Below are 17,326 nucleotides of genomic sequence, written 5' to 3'. Positions count from 1 at the left end.
ACCGAAGGAGTCCTCCGATGAAGGCCGTCGCGGCGGTCGACCTCGGCGCCACCAGCGGCCGCGTCATCCTCGGCTACGTCGGCCACGACGAGCTGCGGATGCGGCACGTAGCGCGCTTCCCGAACCAGCCGGTCCGCGTCCAGGAGGGCGCCGAGTCCGCGCTGCACTGGAACATCCTCGAGCTCCACCGCTCGCTCACCGCGGGACTCACCAACGCGCTCCGCGACGAGCCCGAGGTCGTCTCGATCGGCGTCGACTCCTGGGCCGTCGACTACGCCCTGCTGCGCCGGGGCCGGATGCTCGGCGCGCCGTACCACTACCGCGACGAGCGGACCGCGCGCGGCGTCGCCGACGTGCACGCGCGGATCGGCGCCGAGGAGCTCTACGCGCGCAACGGACTGCAGCACCTCCCCTTCAACACGCTGTTCCAGCTCGCCGCCGAGCGCGACGTGCTCGCCCTCGCCGACCAGGCGCTGCTCGTCCCGGACCTGATCGGCTACTGGCTGACCGGCGTCGCCGCGACCGAGATCACCAACGCCTCCACCACGGGTCTGCTCGACCCGCACACTCGCGCGTGGGACCACGAGCTCCTCACGCGCCTCGAACTGCCGCTCGGGATCCTCGCGCCCCTGATCGAGCCGGGCTCCCGGCTCGGCTCGCTCCTGCCCGCCGTCGCCGCCGAGCTCGGCGCCCCGGCCGGGCTCGGCGTCGTCGCCGTCGGCTCGCACGACACGGCCTCGGCCGTCGTCGCCGTGCCGGCCGCGGACGAGGACTTCGCGTACATCTCCAGTGGCACCTGGTCGCTCGTCGGCGTCGAACTCGAGGAGCCGGTGGTCTCGCTGGAGGGTCGGGCCGCCAACTTCACCAACGAGGGCGGCGTCGACGGGCGGGTCCGATTCCTGAAGAACGTCTCGGGGCTGTGGCTGCTCTCCGAGTCGATCCGCACCTGGGAGCGCAGCACCGGCGAGCAGATCGACCTCGCCGAGCTGCTGCGCCAGGCCGCGGCGATCCGCGGACCGATCACGACCTTCGACCCCGCCGACGAGCGCTTCCTCGCCCCCGGCAACATGCCCGGCCGGATCGTCGAGTGGTGCGTCGAGCGCGGTCTCGCGCAGCCGCGCACCCGGCCCGAGTTCGTCCGCTCGATCCTCGAGTCGCTCGCCGAGGCCTACGCGAGCACCCTCGCCGACGCCGTCCGACTGAGCGGCAAGCGGGTCCGCACGATCCACATCGTCGGCGGCGGCTCCCAGAACGAGCTGCTCTGCCAGCTCACCGCCGACCGCACCGGGCTGCCGGTCGAGGCCGGACCCAGCGAAGCCACGGCGATCGGGAACATCATCGTCCAGGCCCGCGCGCAGGGCCTCGTCTCCGGCTCGCTCGAGTCGCTGCGCGCGCTCGTCCGCCGGGCGTTCCCGCCGACGCGCTACGAACCCCGTCCCTCCTCCCCCGAGAAAGGCTGACCAGCATGGTCCAGCGCCAGTTCCCGAAGCCCGTCGAGCTGCTCGAGTACCTCAGCTTCAAGAAGCCCGAGCTCGACGGCCGCAAGCGCCGCCTCGACGCCGCCCTCACCATCGAGGACCTCCGCTCGATCGCGAAGCGCCGCACCCCGAAGGCCGCGTTCGACTACACCGACGGCTCCGCCGAGGGCGAGATCTCGATCGCCCGCGCCCGCCAGGCCTTCGAGGACGTGGAGTTCCACCCCCAGGTGCTCCGCGACGTCGCCGCCGTCGACACCACCGCCACCGTCCTCGGCGCACCCTCCGCCATGCCCTTCGGGATCGCGCCCACCGGCTTCACCCGCCTGATGCAGACCGAGGGTGAGACCGCCGGAGCCGGAGCGGCCGCCGCCGCGGGCATCCCCTTCACCCTCTCCACGCTCGGCACCACCTCTATCGAGAACGTGAAGAAGGCCAACCCGCACGGCCGCAACTGGTTCCAGCTCTACGTCATGCGCGACCGCGAGATCTCCTACGGCCTCGTCGAGCGCGCCGCCGCCGCCGGCTACGAGACCCTCTTCTTCACCGTCGACACCCCCGTCGCCGGCGCCCGCCTGCGCGACAAGCGCAACGGCTTCTCCATCCCGCCCCAGCTCACCGTCGGCACCGTCCTCGACGCCCTGCCCCGCCCGTGGTGGTGGTTCGACTTCCTCACCACCCAGAAGCTCGAGTTCGCCTCCCTCAGCGCGACCGGCGGCACCGTCGGCGACCTGCTCGACCTCGCCATGGACCCCACCATCAGCTACGAGGACCTGAAGGTCATCCGCGAGATGTGGCCCGGCAAGCTCGTCATCAAGGGCGTGCAGAGCGTCGAGGACGCCCACACGTTCGCCGACTTCGGCGTCGACGGCATCGTCCTCTCCAACCACGGCGGACGCCAGCTCGACCGCGCCCCCATCCCCTTCCACCTCCTCCCCGAGGTCGTCCGCGAGGTCGGCACCGACACCGAGGTCATGGTCGACACCGGCATCATGAACGGCGCCGACATCGTCTCCTCCATCGCCCTGGGAGCGAAGTTCACCCTCATCGGCCGCGCCTACCTCTACGGCCTCATGGCCGGCGGCCGCCAGGGCGTCGACCGCACCATCGCGATCCTCTCCGACCAGATCATCCGCACCATGAAGCTCCTCGGCGCCCACTCCCTCGAAGAGCTCACCCCCGCCCACGTCACCCAGCTCGAACGCCTCCAGCCCCGCCCCCGCGCCTGACCCGGCACCTCCGGCACGCAGAACCGGCTCCGGCTCGCCATGATCCCCCGATCCGGCGAGCCGGAGCCGTTTCCACGTGCCGAGCCCCTGCGTGCTGGTCGAGCAACTGAAGCCACATGCTGGTCGAGTAGCCGCCGCAGGCACCCTCATGCTGGTCGAGTAGCCGCCGCAGGCGGCGTATCGAGACCCACGTCCCCCAGCACGGTGGATCTCGATACGACCGCTCCGCGGTCTACTCGATCAACATGGAAGGGTCCGCGCCCCACCGTCATGCCTGCCAGCCGCCGCAGCCGCCCTCATGCTGGTCGAGCAGTCGCCGCAGGCGTCCTATCGAGACCCGCCGCACCCAGCCTCTTGCCAGGAACACCCGCGGCCCGCTACGGTCGACGAACGCCACCACGAAAGGAGCCGACCATGACGAACGCGCCGCACTTCACCACCGCCGGCTTCTTCGGCGCCCTCTCCGACTGACCGGTCGAGCCTCCCGCTCGTCATCGCTCAGACGGTGACGGCGCAGAAGAAGCTCCCGGTCCCACGGCACCGCCGCACGGACCGTCGTCCCGTTCCCGACCCGATCCCCGGGTCCCGCGCGCCGCCCCTCCGGCGGCCGCTCCGCGCGCTCCGAGCGCGCTCCTCGCCGCGCCCACCAGGCGCTCTCCGGCGCGCCCGCGCGCCAGCCGCCCGGCATCGACCGGGCGCCGCACGAAGGACACCATCGTGAACACCGCAGCGACACTCGTCGCCCGCCTCCCCCGACCTCGACTCGCCCAACTGCTCGACCGCCTCGCGCTCCGCGCAGGCATCGCCCTCGTGGCGTGGAGCACTCGGGAGCGCCGCCTCCCGCCCACCCACGCGGAGATCGCCGCCCTCCGCCACGAGCGCGCCGCCCTCGAGGACCGCGAGCGCCGCACCGCACTCCAGCGCCTCCCGCGCTGACCCCGCCCACAACGCAGAAGTTGCGGTAGTCGAACGCGACTACCGCAACTTCTGCGTCATGAGCCGAGCGGCCTAGAGCTGCTGGTCGAACACCTCGGCCTTTCGGAGTGCGTCCTGGAACCCGAAGCCCAGCACGCCCTCGTACTCCCAGACCTCCAGTCGATCGCCGGGATTCACCCCGTCGATGAGGAAGGTCGTCTCCGCGTCCTCGGTCGACTTCGAGACCCCGGCCACCCCGCGGGCATCGTTCTGCCGCATCTCGGCGACGGGCTTGCCGCCGACGACGACCACGAAGCGCCGATCCGACTCGACGATCGCGTCCGGCAGGGTCACCAGGGCACGACCGTCCGAGATCGACGCCTTCACGAACGTCGGCTCCGCCGGGGCGGGCGGGGCAGGCGCAGCCGGAGTGGCCGTCAGAACCTGGTCGAGCAGCTTCTCCTTGCGGTGGGCCGGATCGCGCGAGTCGTACCACGTGCCCTCGTACTCCCAGACCTCCAGGTGCTGACCCGGCGTCACCGTGCTGAACTCGAACAGCTTGGCGTCGCCCTCGCGCCACACCTTCACGGCCCCGTACGCCGCGTCGCCCTGGATCTCGCCGAGGTCCCTCCCTCCGGCGGAGACCACCAACCGCTTGTTCGTCCGGAGGACCTCATCGGGCACGGACAGCACGGCGTTCCCGTTCACCAGGGACACCGCCACGCCGGGCTTCTCGCCCACCTGCTGATCGAACAGCTTCGCGATCCGCTTGACGTCGTCCACCCCGAAGTCGAACGCTGTTCCCTCGTACTCCGAGACCTCCACCCGGCTGCCGGGCTTCACACCGAGGAGCTGCACCCGCGTCAGGTCACCGTCGGTCCGCTTGCTGCCGAGGAACATGGTTCTCCCGTCCTGGCCGCCGCCGATGAAGGTCTCCCCGCCGTAGCTCTGACCGACCTCCACCCCGTCGGCCCGGAACACGAGCCTCCTCTCCGCCGCGAAGACGGCGGTGGGCACGCTCACCACCGCGAAGCCGTCCTCGAACGACGCCGTCAGTCCCGACTCGAGCGGAGCGTCCGACGCCCGGAAGTCGGCCAGCTTCTTGATCCAGTGGGCGTCGTCGACGTCGTCGCCCAGAGATCCCTCGAGCTGGAAGACCTCCAGCCGCTCACCCGCCTGCGCGGCACCGAACTCGACCTTCATCCGGCCGTCCAGCGCGTAGTACGACTTCCCGCCGAGGACGACACCGTTCTGAATCTGACCGAGGACCCTCTCCCCGGCGCGGACCATGAGCCACGTGTCCGACGAGGCGATCTCACCGGGGAGACTCACGATCACGTGACCGTCCACGAGGGATGCCGTCACGGTCGAACTCGCTGCAGGAGCGGACGTCGCGGGCGCAGCCGCGGACTGCGAGGCCCCGATCCCGGCTCGATCGGCTGGTGCGGCCATCGCCGGCGTCGCCGACAGCAGGCCGACCAGGGCGGTGGCGGCAGCGCAGGCCGCCAGAGTGCGCGTGCTTCTCATGGAATTCCCTTCCTTCAGTGCGACCGGCGACGACGAAGCGGCATCTTCTGGAGCAGCCCCGGCCGGTCACGAGGAGCCATTGTGTTCGGAGCGCACCGCACCCCCTCTCCCCCTGTCGCGCCGTGCGGCATGCCCGCCCCGCCCCGCTCGAGACCCCGGACGTCGCGCTGAGTCGCCCCCGCAACGCAGAAGTCGCGGTAGTCGAACGCGACTACCGCGACTTCTGCGTTCTCAGCCGGAGTCCCGGTGTCGGGCGAGAGTGCCTGCGGTGCGGGCTACGCCGCGGGAGCGGGGGGCGCGGTCGCCGGGAAGGCATCGCCGAGCTGCGCCGCGTAGACCCTCGTCCGGCGGAGGGTGTCGTCGAACCCGTCGTCCAGCGATCCCGCGTACTCCGTGACCGCCATGCGATCACCGGGCTTCACCCCGGGGATGTAGAGGACCGTCCGCCCATCGACGACATCGGGGACCACCCTCACCACCCCACGAGTCCGCTTGTTCTGGATCTGAGCGACAGGCTTCCCCTCGACGATCACCACGAACCGCTTGTCCGTGCGGTAGAGGTCATCGGACACCGACACCAGCACCCCCTCGTCCGAGAGCGTCGCGATCACGAACGGCTGCTCCGCGATCGGCGCCACTCCGGGAGCGGACGGCGCGGTCGCCGGGAAGGCATCGCCGAGCTGCGCCGCGTAGACCCTCGTCCGGCGGAGGGTGTCGTCGAACCCGTCGTCCAACGATCCCGCGTACTCCGTGACCGCCATGCGATCACCGGGCTTCACCCCGGGGATGTAGAGGACCGTCCGCCCATCGACGACATCGGGGACCACCCTCACCACCCCACGAGTCCGCTTGTTCTGGATCTGAGCGACAGGCTTCCCCTCGACGATCACCACGAACCGCTTGTCCGTGCGGTAGAGGTCATCGGACACCGACACCAGCACCCCCTCGTCCGAGAGCGTCGCGATCACGAACGGCTGCTCCGCGATCGGCGCCACTCCGGGAGCGGTCTCGGTCGACTCCGTCGCAGCGGCGGGCTCGGCCGACGTGTCGGCGAGCGCGGGCTCGATCCGCGTCGGAGTCGGGGCCGGCACGGTCGGCACCTCCCGAGAGGGAAGACCGAGCTCGCGGACGTCCGGTCCGCCCGGCTGCCGGCTCGCGGACATGGCCGCCTCGCCGCGATCCGGCTGCCCGGCCGGCACGTCCGTCACGGAGTCTCCGAGGAGTCCGAGACCGGCGCCGGGCGACTCCTCCCGCTGGACGGCTCCTCCAGCACCGCCGTCGAGCGGGCCGGCCATCGCCGGAGTCGCGGACAGCAGCCCGAGCAGAGTGGTCGCAGCGACGCAGGCCGCTGCAGTGCGCGTGTTCCTCATGGAGATTCCCTTCGATGAAGGCGACCAGCATCGGAGAGGCAGCACGTCTCTGTCGGCTGCGGCCGGTCGCGACGAGACATTCTCACCTCGACGCACCTCCGGCCGCTCCCCTGTGACGCGGTACGCACGCGAGCTCACGGAGCCCTGCCCGCAAGCCCCCGGATCACTCACCGCGCTCTCGTCCGCCTCGCGCTCCGCCTCGGTCCCCTAGAGCGTCACGGAGAACAACCTCCCCTTCGAATTCTCCGCGGTCAGCGGGTCCGTGATCTCCCCCTCGAACTCCCAGACGTCCAGCTGCTCACCGGGCTTCACATCGGGGATCTCGAACAGCCGATCCGTGCCCTCCTTCCACTCCCGGTCCACCCCCACGGCGGTGTCCCCCTTGATCTCGGCGCGGACGGTGTTGATGCCGACCACGAGCAACTGGTTCGCGGCGAGGAACTTCTCCGGCACCGAGACCACTGCTTTCCCGTCCACGAGAGTCGCCGTGATCTCGGTACTGACCGCGACCTGCTGGTCGAACACCGTCTCCTCCCGGGGCTCGGTGTCCCGGCCGAGATCCAGTCGGCCGAAGTACCGCCGGACCTCCACACGGCCACCGTTCCTGCCCGCGTCGATCCGGAAGCGCGCCACTGCGTCCGGGCCCTCCGTGGACACGAGGTGGACGCCGCCGATCTGACCGTCGGCACTGGTCTCGCCGATGTACTCCCCGTCGACGTAGAACACGTAGCGCTGCCCCGAGGAGAACCGCTCCATGGGCAGGGAGACGATCAACCTCCTGTCCGCTTCGAGCGTTGCCGCGAAGCCGGGCGTCGGAGCCGGAGTCGACTCGGTCGGCGCCTCCTGCACGGGCCGCGAAGGCAGAGGGGCGTCCGGTCCGCTGGGCTGCGGGGAGCCGAGCATGCCCGCGTCGCCCCGGTCGGGCCGCGCGTCCGCCGCGTCCGTCGCGAGGTGGCCGAGCAGTCCGAGGCCCGAGCCGCGCGACTCCTGGCCCTGGACGATCGAGGCGTCGCCCCGATCGAGCTCGGAGGCCAGCGCCGGCGTCGCCGAGAGCAGGCCGAACAGGGTCGTCGCGGCCACGCAGGCCGCCACAGTGCGGGTGTTTCTCATGGGTGTCCCTTTTCTCGATGCGACCAGCAGCGAAGGAGCGGTACGTCGAGGGACGGCCGCAGCTGGTCGTGATGAGACATACTCACCTAGACGACTCGACGATCAGTCCGCCGTGGCGCGCCACGCACGCCCAGCCACCGAAGTGAGCCGACGGCAGGGCCCAGGCACAAGCCGGAGAAAGCAGTCGCTCACAGTCGCCGCACATATCGCTGAGTATCGTTCGGAGCGACACGGTCGTTCGGAACGGCACACTCGGAAGACACACGGAGGTCATCATGAAGAACCAGTCCTCGACCGGCGCGTTCGGCGCCGGCAACCCCGTCGACGGCATCTGGCAGGCGATGGAGCAGGCTCGCGCCGGCTTCGAGAAGCGCGTCGGCACCCGGGTCGGCCGCGGCGATGTCCGCGACGCCGTCCTCGCCCTCCTCGCCGAGCAGCCGATGCACGGCTACCAGATCATCCACGAGATCGAGGAGCGCAGCAGCGGGAGCTGGAAGCCCAGCCCCGGCTCCGTCTACCCGACCCTGCAGCTGCTCGCGGATGAGGGCCTGATCGCCGCCGACGAGTCGAACGGCCGCAAGACCTACAGCCTCACCGACTCCGGTCGTGCGCAGGTCGCGGCCTCCGGCACCGGCACCCCGTGGTCGGAGTCCGACCAGGTCGACTTCGGCGCGCTGCCGAAGGCCGGCGTCGCTCTCGCCCAGGCCGCCGCGCAGGTCGGCCGCTCGGGCACCCCGGCTCAGATCCGGCAGGCCGTCTCCGAACTCGAGGACGTGCGCCGCCGCCTGTACGCGATCCTCGCGCAGGACTGACCCGGGTGGCGCCGGTCCGCCCGGGTCCTGCCGACCCGGGCCGCCGAGCCCGCAGCGACCAGCGTCGCTACCGCCGCATCCTGCGGTTCGCCTCCTGGCACCTCGCGGTGACCTGGTTCTTCGATCTGCTGCTGCCCCGCGTCGGGCTGACGGCGATCGCGCTGCGCACCCGCCCGCAGCGGATGCGGCGCTTCGCGCGCAGCTTCCACGTCCTGGCCGTCGACCTCGGCGGGCTGATGATCAAGGTGGGGCAGTTCATGTCGTCGCGCCTGGACGTCCTCCCGCCCGAGATCACCCGTGAGCTGGAGGGCCTCCAGGACGAGGTGCCGCCGGTCCCCTTCGCGCGCATCCGCGCGCTCGCCGAGGCCGAGCTGGGCATGACCCTCGCACGCGCCTACGCGGACGTCGACGAGTCGCCGGTGGCCGCGGCCTCGCTCGGGCAGGCGCACCGCGCGCGGCTCTCGCCGGTGGACGCGGCCGACTCCGGGCACGAGAACGCCGTCGTCAAGGTCCAGCGCCCCGGCATCGACGAGATCGTCGAGGTCGACCTCGCGGCGCTCCGGCGCATCGGCGGCTGGCTGACCCACGTGCGCCTCGTCTCCGATCGCGTCGACGCGCCCGCGCTCGTCGAGGAGTTCGCGGTCACCAGCCTCGAGGAGATCGACTACCTGCGCGAGGCCGCCAACTCGGTGCGCTTCGCCGCGGACCTCGCCGGTGACCCCCGCGTCGGCGTCCCGGACGTGATCTGGGAGCGCTCGACCCGCAAGGTGCTGACGCTGCAGGACGTCACCGCCATCAAGATCACCGACGCGGAGGGCCTCGCTGCCGCCGGAATCGACCCGCGCGACGTCGCCCCGGTGTTCGCCGCGGTCATGTTCGACCAGCTCTTCACCCACGGCTGGTTCCACGCCGACCCGCACCCGGGCAACGTCTTCGTCACACCCACCCCCGGCGGCGAGCTGCCCTGGCGGCTCACCTTCATCGACTTCGGGATGATGGGCGAGGTGCCGCCGACGACGCGGGCGGGCCTGCGCGCGATGCTGATCGCCGCCGCCTCCCGCGACGGCAAGGGGCTCGTCGACGCCGCGCGCAACGTCGGGGTGCTGCTCCCCTCCGCCGACTCCCGCGAGCTCGAGCGGGCGATGACCCAGCTCTTCGCGCGCTTCGGCGGCATGGGCTTCGCGGAGCTGCGCGAGGTCGACCCGCGCGAGTTCCGCGACTTCGCGATCCAGTTCGGCGACGTCGTGCGCTCGCTGCCGTTCCAGCTGCCCGAGAACTTCCTACTCATCATCCGGGCCATGTCGCTGACCTCCGGCGTGTGCAGCGCGCTCGACCCGGCGTTCAACCTCTGGGACTCGGTCGAGCCCTACGCGCAGCAGCTGATCCGGGAGGAGCGCGGGAACGTCGCGCAGGACGTGGGCCGGCAGGCGCTCGACACGCTCGGGCTGCTCGTCCGGCTGCCGCGACGCCTGGACGAGCTGGCGACGACCCTCGAGGACGGCACCCTCGCGGTCACCGTTCCGACGGTCGAGCGCCGGCTGAACCGGCTCGAGGGGACCGTGCGGCGGATCGTCTCCGCGGTGCTCTTCGCCGGGCTGCTCATCGCGGGCGCCGTCGTCCGGGCGGACGACACCGTGTTCGGCACGGTGCTGATGGCGGTGTCGGCACTGCCACTGCTGCACGCGTTGTTCTCGCGCTCCCGCCTGCTCTGACCCGGTCGGCGACTGACCGATTACTGCCAGGTCATCGCTCTCCGCCGATCAGTGGAGAGTCGGCCGGTCGAGGTCCACGGTGGAACCACGGTCCCCCACCACCGGGCGCCCGATCAGGTCCGAGGAAAGGAGTTGTCATGATCTTCGCGTTGATCGCCTATCTCATCTCGATCTTCGACTAGTCCCGCCGCACCGGCCGCGGCCACCCGCACACGCACGGGTGACCGCGACCACGACGGGGGATGTGAATCCCGTCACCGCGGATCCCACCACCGCGGGCCTGAGCACCACGGAGGAGTCCCGGGATCGTCGAGCGTCAGCGCTCCGATCCGGGCGCGCTCAGCCGCTCCTCCAGCAGGCTGTGCTGTCCGTAGCGGGAGCCGAGCGACCCGCCGGGCGTGCCCCCGATCACCGCGACCCGCAGGGCGTCGCCGGGCTTCGCGGGCTTCATCCTCAGGAAGACCCGATCGCCCACGGACCAGCGGTCCGCGTAGTAGGCGGAACCGCAGTAGGTCTCGCCGATGTACTCGTCGTTCACCAGGACGACGATCCGGGTGCGCGTCCGGAAGAGCCCGGCCGACAGGTCGATCACCACATCCTGACCGTCCAGGTGGGCGTTGACGGTGGTGTCGACCTGATACACGGAGTAGTTCGTGGTGCAGAGGGTCGGGTCGGTCGCCGTCCCACCCGTGTCGCCCGCCGCCGTCGCCGGGGGCGCGGACGTGAGTCCGAGGAGTGCTGCGGCGATCACGCCGATGGTCGTGGTGCGGACGAGCTTCATCCTGTTCCTTTCGATCGGACTCTCGACCGGTCGGGGGAGGACGGCGGCCTCCCCTCGTCCTGGACGAGAGGGGGTCGTCCGATCCTGGCGGAGCGAGTGCTGAAGGACGTCGTCGCTGTCACGGACTGAGGTGGATGGCACAGAGCCTGCCCTCGGCGACCTCCCGACAGGGAGCCCCTCGGCGGCCTCTCGAAGGGAAGCGATTCCGCCGCCCAGGACGAGAAGCGCCACGGACTTGAAGACGCCTCGGGGCGTCGGCGACAGTGGGCCCCGGTCATCGCGACCGCTCCCTCCGCCCCGCACCACGAAAGGAGACAGCCATGATGCCCACCGCCCTCGTTGCGATCTTCATCGCCTTCTTCGGCTCGCTCTAGCGAGTCGACCACGGGGACGCGCCTCTTCCGCCTGAGCAGTCGCCCCTCCCCGTCCTCGAGGCAGACCCCGGCCGTCCCGGCCGCACGTCCCGTCCCGCCCCTTGAAAGGAGTCGATGTGCTGCTCGCATTCTTCGCGTACCTCATCGCCATTCTCGCCTAGCCCGGTGACGCCACCGCGGTCGTGGTCCAGCACCGGAATCGGTGACGGGTCACGACCGCGGGGATCCCGGCATCGGGATCCCCCGGCCGCGCATTCCGTCCGCCGCGCATTCCGTCCGTTCTGACGAGAGGAGCTGACATGGCCTTCTTCGCCCTGGCATTCAGCTGGCTGTTCAACCTCTGACGTGGCGCTCCTTTGAGCGAAGAGCTCGAGGGACGACGACCACGACCCGACCGGCAGGGGGAGGCGGTCCTATCTCCCCGCCTCCCCCTGCCCCACCCCGCACTGCTGAGACCGCGGTCGCGCAGTCTCATGCGAGGACGATCACCTTCCCCGCGATCCGGCCCGCGGCCGCCTCGGCGTGGACCGCCGGCAGCTCGGCCAGCGGCACCCGGCGGGTGACCTCCACGGTCAGCTCCCCCGCGTCGACCAGGGCGACCAGCTCGGCGAGCCGCTCGCGGTTCGGGAGCACGAAGACCGTCGCGGCCCGCACGCCGCGGGTCTCGTCACCCGGAGTCGACAGGAAGGCCGTCGTGCTGACGACGGCCCCGCCGTCCCGCACCGCGGCGACGAGAGCGGCGAACCGCTCCGGCTCGAGCGGCGCCAGGTTGAGCAGCACGTCGACCTGCTCGCCGAGAGCACCGAGGAATTCGGTCGTCGTGTGGTCCACGATCTCGTCGGCCCCCGCCGCACGGACGGCGTCGATGCTGCGTGGACTGGCGGTCGCCACGACGTGCACGCCGGCGCGCTTCGCGAGCTGCACGGCGTACTTCCCGACCACCCCGCCCGCGCCGACGATGAGGACCCGCTGCCCGGCCACGAGCCGGCCGTCGTCGAACAGTGCCTGCCAGGCGGTGAGCGCCACCGACGGCAGCGCGGCCGCCTCGGCGAGCGGAAGGCTCGTCGGAGCGGCGACCACGGCCTCGGCCGGCGCCAGCACGTACTCGGCGGCTCCCCCGTCCCGCTCCATCGGCAGGAATGCGACGACCGGATCGCCCACCGCTACTCCTTCGACACCGTCGCCGACGGCATCCACCGTTCCGGACACGTCGTAGCCGGGCACGTGCGGGAGCTCGACCGGGATCGGCAGGAAGCCGGCGCGCATCCCCGCGTCGGCCGCGTTGAAGGCCGAGGCGGCGACCCGGAGCCGCACCTGCCCGGCGCCCGGAACCGGAACCGGGATGTCGTCCCGGACGAGGACCTCGGGTCCACCCACCTCGTGGAATCGCATTGCCTGCATGATCGTCTCCCTCTCGTAATTGCTTCCAATTCGAAGCACTGAAGCCACGCTAGCACTGCTTCCAATTCGAAGCAACGATAGGATCGGAGGCATGACGAAGCCCGCCCTGACCGCGACCCAGCTCTCGGCCTATCTGGCCTTCACCGAGGTGGGCAGCCTGCTGCGGCCCGCGGTCGAGCAGCAGCTGCGCGAGGCGGGCGACCTCAGCTATCTGCAGTTCCAGCTGCTGGCGCGACTCGGCGACGCCCCGGGCGGTCGACAGCGGATGACCGACCTCGCCGATGGCGTCGTCCACAGCCGCAGCGGCCTCACCTACCAGGCGCAGCTGCTCGAGCAGCGGGGACTGGTCACCCGTTCCCCGTCGCCGGACGACGAGCGCAGCACGGTCGTTGCGCTCACCGGCGCCGGGCGCGACGTCCTGGCCGCCGTCTTCCCGGGGCACATCGCGACCGTGCACGGTCTGCTGTTCGCACCTCTCACCGACGCGGACGCGGGCGAGCTGGCCCGCATCCTGGGGCGGGTCGGTGAGCACCTGCGGGCGGCTCCGCCGAGGTCGGCGCGGCGCCGACGGCCGAGAGCAGCGCCGGCGCCCGAGGCGACCGGCGAGTCCTAGAGCAGGCCGGTCAGCACGCCGCCGTCCGCGCGCAGGGCCGCACCGTTCGTCGCGGAGGCGCGCGGGCTGGCGAGGTAGGTCACGAGCGAGGCGATCTCGTCCGGCTCGAGGAAGCGCTCGACGAGCGAGGTCGCGTTGCCGCCGATGATCGCGGCGCGGAGGACGTCGACCGGCACGCCCTGCGCATCGGCGATGCTCTGGACGCTGCTCGCGACGCCGTCGGACCAGGTCGGGCCGCCGAGGACCGTGTTGACCGTGACTCCGGTGCCGCGGGTCAGCTTGGCCAGGCCGTTGCCGAGAGCCAACATCCCCGCCTTGGTGACGCCGTAGTGCGTCATGTCGCCCGGCACATCGACGCCGGACTCGCTGCTGACGAAGACGATGCGCCCCCAGCCCGACTCGAGCATCGGGTCGAGGACGTGCCGGGACAGGCGGACTCCGCTCAGCACGTTCACCGTGAAGTAGCGCAGCCACTGCTCATCGGTGATCGCCGCGAAAGGGGCGACCTCGAACAGGCCGACGTTGTTGATCAGGACGTCCACCCGGCCCAGGAGGCCCAGGAGCCGGTCCACCGACTCCGCGTCGGCGAAGTCGGCGGCGATCCCCGAGACGACGGCGCCCGGGACCTGCGCGCGCAGCCCCTCGACCGCTGCGCGGACTCCCGCCTCGCTGCGGCCGTTGACGACGACCTCGACGCCCTCCCGCAGCAGCGCGAGGGCGATGGCACGGCCGATGCCCTGCGTCGATCCGCTCACGAAGGCGCGCTTGCCGTCCAGTTCCAGGTCCATGCGGGTCGGTTCCTCTCCGTCGCAGCCGAATGCTTGCCTGGGAAACCATAGTCAAATCACTTTCCTGGTCAAGTGAAATCCGGCTACGCTCAGGGGATGCCCGATCCCGATGACTCCCCACTCAGCGGGGACGACCTCGCGGCCTGGAGCGCGCTCGCGACCCTCCTCGAGTGGCTTCCCGCGGCACTCGACGCGCAGCTGCTGAAGGACTCCGGCCTCAGCCACTTCGAGTACGGCGTCCTCTACGCCCTGGCCGCCGCGCCGGAGCGGACGCTGCGGATGAGCGCACTGGCCGGCTTCGCGAACAGCTCGCTGTCGCGGTTGTCGCGGGCGGTCTCGCGACTGGAGAAGCGCGGCTGGGTCGAGCGGCGGGCCGACCCGGAAGACGGGCGCACGACCCTCGCGACACTGACCGCGGCGGGACTCGCTCAGCAGGCGAGCGCGGCTCCGGGGCACGAGGCCCTGGTGCGCGACGTCGTCCTCGGACCGCTCAGCGAGCGGCAGCGCCGGGAGCTGCGCGGGATCGCCACGACCATCGCCGGCGCGCTCCGCCCGGACGGCTCGTGGTCGGCGCCGCGGGGCGGCCGTGCCGCGGGGTGAGCCCTCGCGGCGCGGCCGAACGGCGGCCTCACCGGGGCGTCACCAGGTGAACGTGTAGCCGGGAAGGTTGAAGACGCTCTGGTAGAACCACGCGACGGAGGGGTTGCCGGCGGGCATCTCCCCGGGGTAGCTCCGCTCCGCGAGGACCGTGCCCGAGGCGTCCTTCACCTGGAGGTCGACCTCGCGATCATCGCCCTGGAGGATGGTCTGCCACGCGGGACCACCGGGCTGGAGGAGCGGGGACACCTCCTTGAAGGAGTCGCCGTTGCCCTGCTGGTAGCGCACCTCGAGGTACGCGGCGCTCGGAGCCTGCGGGGGGTTCGTGAAGGTCAGCGTCCTCTTGGGGGCCGGGGTCGCGGCCGGGTCGACCACCCGGTACTCGACGGTCCGCTCCTCGACCGGGACGAGTCGGTAGCCGGGCGTCTCGAGGTCGCGCGCGGGTCCGGTCAGGAGCGCCGAGAGGTCGTGCGCGGGGGCCAGCGCGGCCGCGACCGGTCCGCTGCCCTCCGTCGGTGCCGCCGTCGCCGGGGCGGCGGACAGCCCTGCGAGCAAGGCCGCCGTCGAGCAGATCGCCGTCGTCTTCCAGAGTCTCATCGTGATCCCTTCTCTCGCCGCGCGCGGGAGGACCCGGTCGATCGGGTCACCGCTCGCGGACCGTGGATCCCACAGTCTGCGAGTGACGCGCCGGATCTCCGCAGTCCGCGTCGGAGAACGATCGGGATGGCACGGAACGGTGCGACCGGCGTCCGATCGCCGGGCGCGTGGAGCACTCCCGGGCGGAGTCAGCTCACAACGATGCGGGTGAAGACGGTGCTCTCGTCGGAGGCCGCGTTCACGTAGGCGTAGCGGCGGGCGGTCGAGAAGGCGACGTGCTGCCCGGTCGCGAGCCGGAGGTCCGGCTCGCCCTCCCGCTCGAGCAGGAGCACCCCCGCGGTGACGAGGAGGATCTCGTGCCAGCCGTCGGGGTCGGGCTGCGCCTGGTAGCGGTCGCCGGGGCCGAGGGTCCAGGTCCAGAGCTGCGCCTCGGCGCGGGCCGGAACGGAGGCGAGCAGGACGGCGACGCTCCCCGCATCCTCGCCGCGCCAGGCCACCTCGTCGATCGCCGCGGGAACGGAGCCGGGAGCGGAGACGAGGGCGGTGAAGCTGGAGCCGAGCGCGCTCGCGAGGCGGTCGACGCCGGTGAGACTGATGTTCGCCTCGCCCGCCTCGACGTTGACGATCGTGCGCCGGCTGATGCCGGAGAGCTCGGCGAGCGCCGCCTGACTCAGCCCGACCTCCAGCCGCGCCCGGCGGAGGTTGCTGCCGACGTGAGCGAGGACGGCGGAGGGCTCTGGCGTGCGCATCGTTCTGCACTCTATAGTGTGCAGAATGCTGCGCACCCGCCCTCTCTCGGCCGTCCGGTTCTCGCGACCCGAGTGGGCGCTGATCGGCATCACGGCACTCTGGGGCGGCACCTTCCTGGCGGTGCACGTGGCGATGCAGCACAGCGGTCCGCTCTTCTTCGTCGGGGTGCGGTTCCTGGCGGCGGGAGTCATCAGCGCGGTGGTCTTCCACCGGTCGCTGCGCGGGATGCGGCGGATCGATCTCGGCGCGGGGGCCGCGATCGGGGTGATGATCGTCCTCGGCTACGGGCTGCAGACCTCCGGGCTGCAGACGATCCCGAGCAGCACCTCCGCCTTCCTCACCGCGCTCTACGTGCCGCTGGTGCCGCTGCTGCAGTGGGTCGTGCTGCGGCGGAGGCCCGGCGTCTTCACGCTGGTCGGCGTCGGTCTGGCGTTCGTCGGACTGCTGCTGATCGCGGGGCCGCGGACGGGAGTGGGGCTGGGCCCGGGCGAGCTGGCGACGCTGATCAGCACCCTCCCGATCGCCGCCGAGATCATCCTGATCAGCGCGTTCGCCGGCCGGGTCGACCTGGGGCGGGTGACGGTCGTGCAGCTCCTGGTCGCCGGACTGCTCTCCTTCGCCGGAATGCCCTTCGCGGGGGAGGCGATCCCCGCGTTCTCCTGGGTCTGGCTGATCGCCGCCCTCGCCCTCGGGGCGAGCAGCTGCCTCATCCAGCTGACGATGAACTGGGCCCAGCGCTCCGTCTCGCCGACCCGCGCGACGATCATCTACTCCGCCGAGCCGGTCTGGGGCGGCGTGATCGGACGACTCGCCGGCGACCGGCTGCCGGCGCTCGCGCTGGCGGGGGCGGCGCTGATCGTCGCGGGGACGCTGGTGAGCGAGCTGCGGCCTCGGCGGGCGGGCGGGGACGCGGCGGAGGCGGACGCGCAGGCACCGGAGGGGGCATCGGAGGGGGCCGGTCCTGCGCCGGAGCGGCTGGACCGCACCTCCGGCTCGTGAGAAGGCCTCCGGCTCGCCGGAATCCGCAGATTCCGCGTGCCGAACCCTGTTCCACGAGCCGAACCTCGCGCCTCCTGACCTCCGGCTCGCAGAAACATCCTGAGCTCGCCGGAATCCACCTCTTCCGCGTGCCGGACGCGGTTCCACGAGCCGGACCTCGGCCGCCACGGCTTCCGGCTCGCGAAAGTACCTTCGGCTCGTCGGAGCCCGCGGATTCGGCGAGCCGAACCCAGTTCCACGAGCCGAGCCTCCGGCGCGGCGAGCTTCGGCTCGCAG

At 71.6% G+C, this 17,326-nt stretch carries 16 protein-coding genes; 8 read left to right on the top strand and 8 right to left on the bottom strand.

Features of this window, described 5'->3' with window-relative positions:
- Positions 1 to 17 precede the first annotated feature (17 nt).
- The 3 genes from EDF22_RS19445 to EDF22_RS19435 all read left to right on the top strand — a co-directional run bounded on the left by EDF22_RS19445 (position 18) and on the right by EDF22_RS19435 (position 3,640).
- Positions 18 to 1,460: a rhamnulokinase family protein gene (locus EDF22_RS19445; protein WP_123706459.1), complete on the top strand. Its 1,443-nt coding sequence runs from the start codon at positions 18 to 20 to the stop codon at positions 1,458 to 1,460.
- A 5-nt stretch (positions 1,461 to 1,465) separates the two neighbouring features.
- Positions 1,466 to 2,704 carry an alpha-hydroxy acid oxidase gene (locus EDF22_RS19440; RefSeq protein ID WP_123706458.1) on the top strand — a complete coding sequence of 413 codons (1,239 nt, stop codon included), beginning with the start codon at positions 1,466 to 1,468 and terminating at the stop codon, positions 2,702 to 2,704.
- Between the two features lie 717 nt (positions 2,705 to 3,421).
- Positions 3,422 to 3,640 carry a hypothetical protein gene (locus tag EDF22_RS19435; protein ID WP_123706457.1) on the top strand — a complete coding sequence of 73 codons (219 nt, stop codon included), beginning with the start codon at positions 3,422 to 3,424 and terminating at the stop codon, positions 3,638 to 3,640.
- A 72-nt stretch (positions 3,641 to 3,712) separates the two neighbouring features.
- Here the strand turns inward: EDF22_RS19435 and EDF22_RS19430 are convergent, their stop codons facing one another.
- The 3 genes from EDF22_RS19430 to EDF22_RS19420 all read right to left on the bottom strand — a co-directional run bounded on the left by EDF22_RS19430 (position 3,713) and on the right by EDF22_RS19420 (position 7,626).
- Complete coding sequence (locus EDF22_RS19430) at positions 3,713 to 4,984, bottom strand: hypothetical protein (protein WP_148059251.1); 1,272 nt, start codon at positions 4,982 to 4,984, stop codon at positions 3,713 to 3,715.
- Positions 4,985 to 5,421: 437 nt separating this feature from the next.
- Positions 5,422 to 6,516: a hypothetical protein gene (locus tag EDF22_RS19425; protein WP_123706455.1), complete on the bottom strand. Its 1,095-nt coding sequence runs from the start codon at positions 6,514 to 6,516 to the stop codon at positions 5,422 to 5,424.
- 207 nt (positions 6,517 to 6,723) lie between these two features.
- Complete coding sequence (locus EDF22_RS19420; RefSeq protein ID WP_123706454.1) at positions 6,724 to 7,626, bottom strand: hypothetical protein; 903 nt, start codon at positions 7,624 to 7,626, stop codon at positions 6,724 to 6,726.
- A gap of 275 nt (positions 7,627 to 7,901) precedes the next feature.
- Here EDF22_RS19420 and EDF22_RS19415 point away from each other — a divergent pair, with 275 nt between their 5' ends.
- The gene (locus EDF22_RS19415) at positions 7,902 to 8,438 is read left to right on the top strand and encodes a PadR family transcriptional regulator (RefSeq protein ID WP_123706453.1); all 537 of its coding nucleotides are present in this window, start codon (positions 7,902 to 7,904) and stop codon (positions 8,436 to 8,438) included.
- 5 nt (positions 8,439 to 8,443) lie between these two features.
- Complete coding sequence (locus EDF22_RS19410) at positions 8,444 to 10,150, top strand: AarF/ABC1/UbiB kinase family protein (RefSeq protein ID WP_123706452.1); 1,707 nt, start codon at positions 8,444 to 8,446, stop codon at positions 10,148 to 10,150.
- A gap of 316 nt (positions 10,151 to 10,466) precedes the next feature.
- On the opposite strand, the gene EDF22_RS19405 is transcribed toward EDF22_RS19410, so the two are convergent.
- Together EDF22_RS19405 and EDF22_RS19400 are read right to left on the bottom strand one after the other, a co-directional pair.
- Positions 10,467 to 10,931: a hypothetical protein gene (locus EDF22_RS19405; protein WP_123706451.1), complete on the bottom strand. Its 465-nt coding sequence runs from the start codon at positions 10,929 to 10,931 to the stop codon at positions 10,467 to 10,469.
- An 845-nt stretch (positions 10,932 to 11,776) separates the two neighbouring features.
- Positions 11,777 to 12,706 (bottom strand): NADP-dependent oxidoreductase, encoded by a 930-nt coding sequence (locus EDF22_RS19400; RefSeq protein ID WP_123706450.1) that lies wholly within the window; start codon positions 12,704 to 12,706, stop codon positions 11,777 to 11,779.
- 91 nt (positions 12,707 to 12,797) lie between these two features.
- Between EDF22_RS19400 and EDF22_RS19395 the strand changes: the two genes are divergently transcribed.
- Positions 12,798 to 13,319: a MarR family winged helix-turn-helix transcriptional regulator gene (locus tag EDF22_RS19395; protein ID WP_123706449.1), complete on the top strand. Its 522-nt coding sequence runs from the start codon at positions 12,798 to 12,800 to the stop codon at positions 13,317 to 13,319.
- On the opposite strand, the gene EDF22_RS19390 is transcribed toward EDF22_RS19395, so the two are convergent.
- Positions 13,316 to 14,107 (bottom strand): SDR family NAD(P)-dependent oxidoreductase, encoded by a 792-nt coding sequence (locus EDF22_RS19390; RefSeq protein WP_123706448.1) that lies wholly within the window; start codon positions 14,105 to 14,107, stop codon positions 13,316 to 13,318. The two genes, EDF22_RS19395 and EDF22_RS19390, sit on opposite strands and share 4 nt — an antisense overlap.
- 96 nt (positions 14,108 to 14,203) lie before the next feature.
- Between EDF22_RS19390 and EDF22_RS19385 the strand changes: the two genes are divergently transcribed.
- Positions 14,204 to 14,707 (top strand): MarR family winged helix-turn-helix transcriptional regulator, encoded by a 504-nt coding sequence (locus EDF22_RS19385; protein WP_123706447.1) that lies wholly within the window; start codon positions 14,204 to 14,206, stop codon positions 14,705 to 14,707.
- A gap of 39 nt (positions 14,708 to 14,746) precedes the next feature.
- Here EDF22_RS19385 and EDF22_RS19380 read toward each other — a convergent pair whose 3' ends face one another.
- On the bottom strand, positions 14,747 to 15,301 hold the full coding sequence (locus EDF22_RS19380; protein WP_123706446.1) for a hypothetical protein: 555 nt from the start codon (positions 15,299 to 15,301) through the stop codon (positions 14,747 to 14,749).
- A gap of 188 nt (positions 15,302 to 15,489) precedes the next feature.
- Complete coding sequence (locus EDF22_RS19375; RefSeq protein WP_123706445.1) at positions 15,490 to 16,050, bottom strand: helix-turn-helix transcriptional regulator; 561 nt, start codon at positions 16,048 to 16,050, stop codon at positions 15,490 to 15,492.
- A gap of 25 nt (positions 16,051 to 16,075) precedes the next feature.
- Here EDF22_RS19375 and EDF22_RS19370 point away from each other — a divergent pair, with 25 nt between their 5' ends.
- On the top strand, positions 16,076 to 17,050 hold the full coding sequence (locus tag EDF22_RS19370) for a DMT family transporter (protein ID WP_123706444.1): 975 nt from the start codon (positions 16,076 to 16,078) through the stop codon (positions 17,048 to 17,050).
- Positions 17,051 to 17,326 lie beyond the last annotated feature (276 nt).

Origin of the sequence: Rathayibacter sp. PhB127 (assembly GCF_003751665.1) — a bacterium.
Lineage (GTDB): Bacteria > Actinomycetota > Actinomycetes > Actinomycetales > Microbacteriaceae > Rathayibacter > Rathayibacter festucae.
The sequence above is the reverse complement of the archived record's forward strand: the minus strand, read 5'-3'. Positions and strand labels throughout refer to the sequence as shown.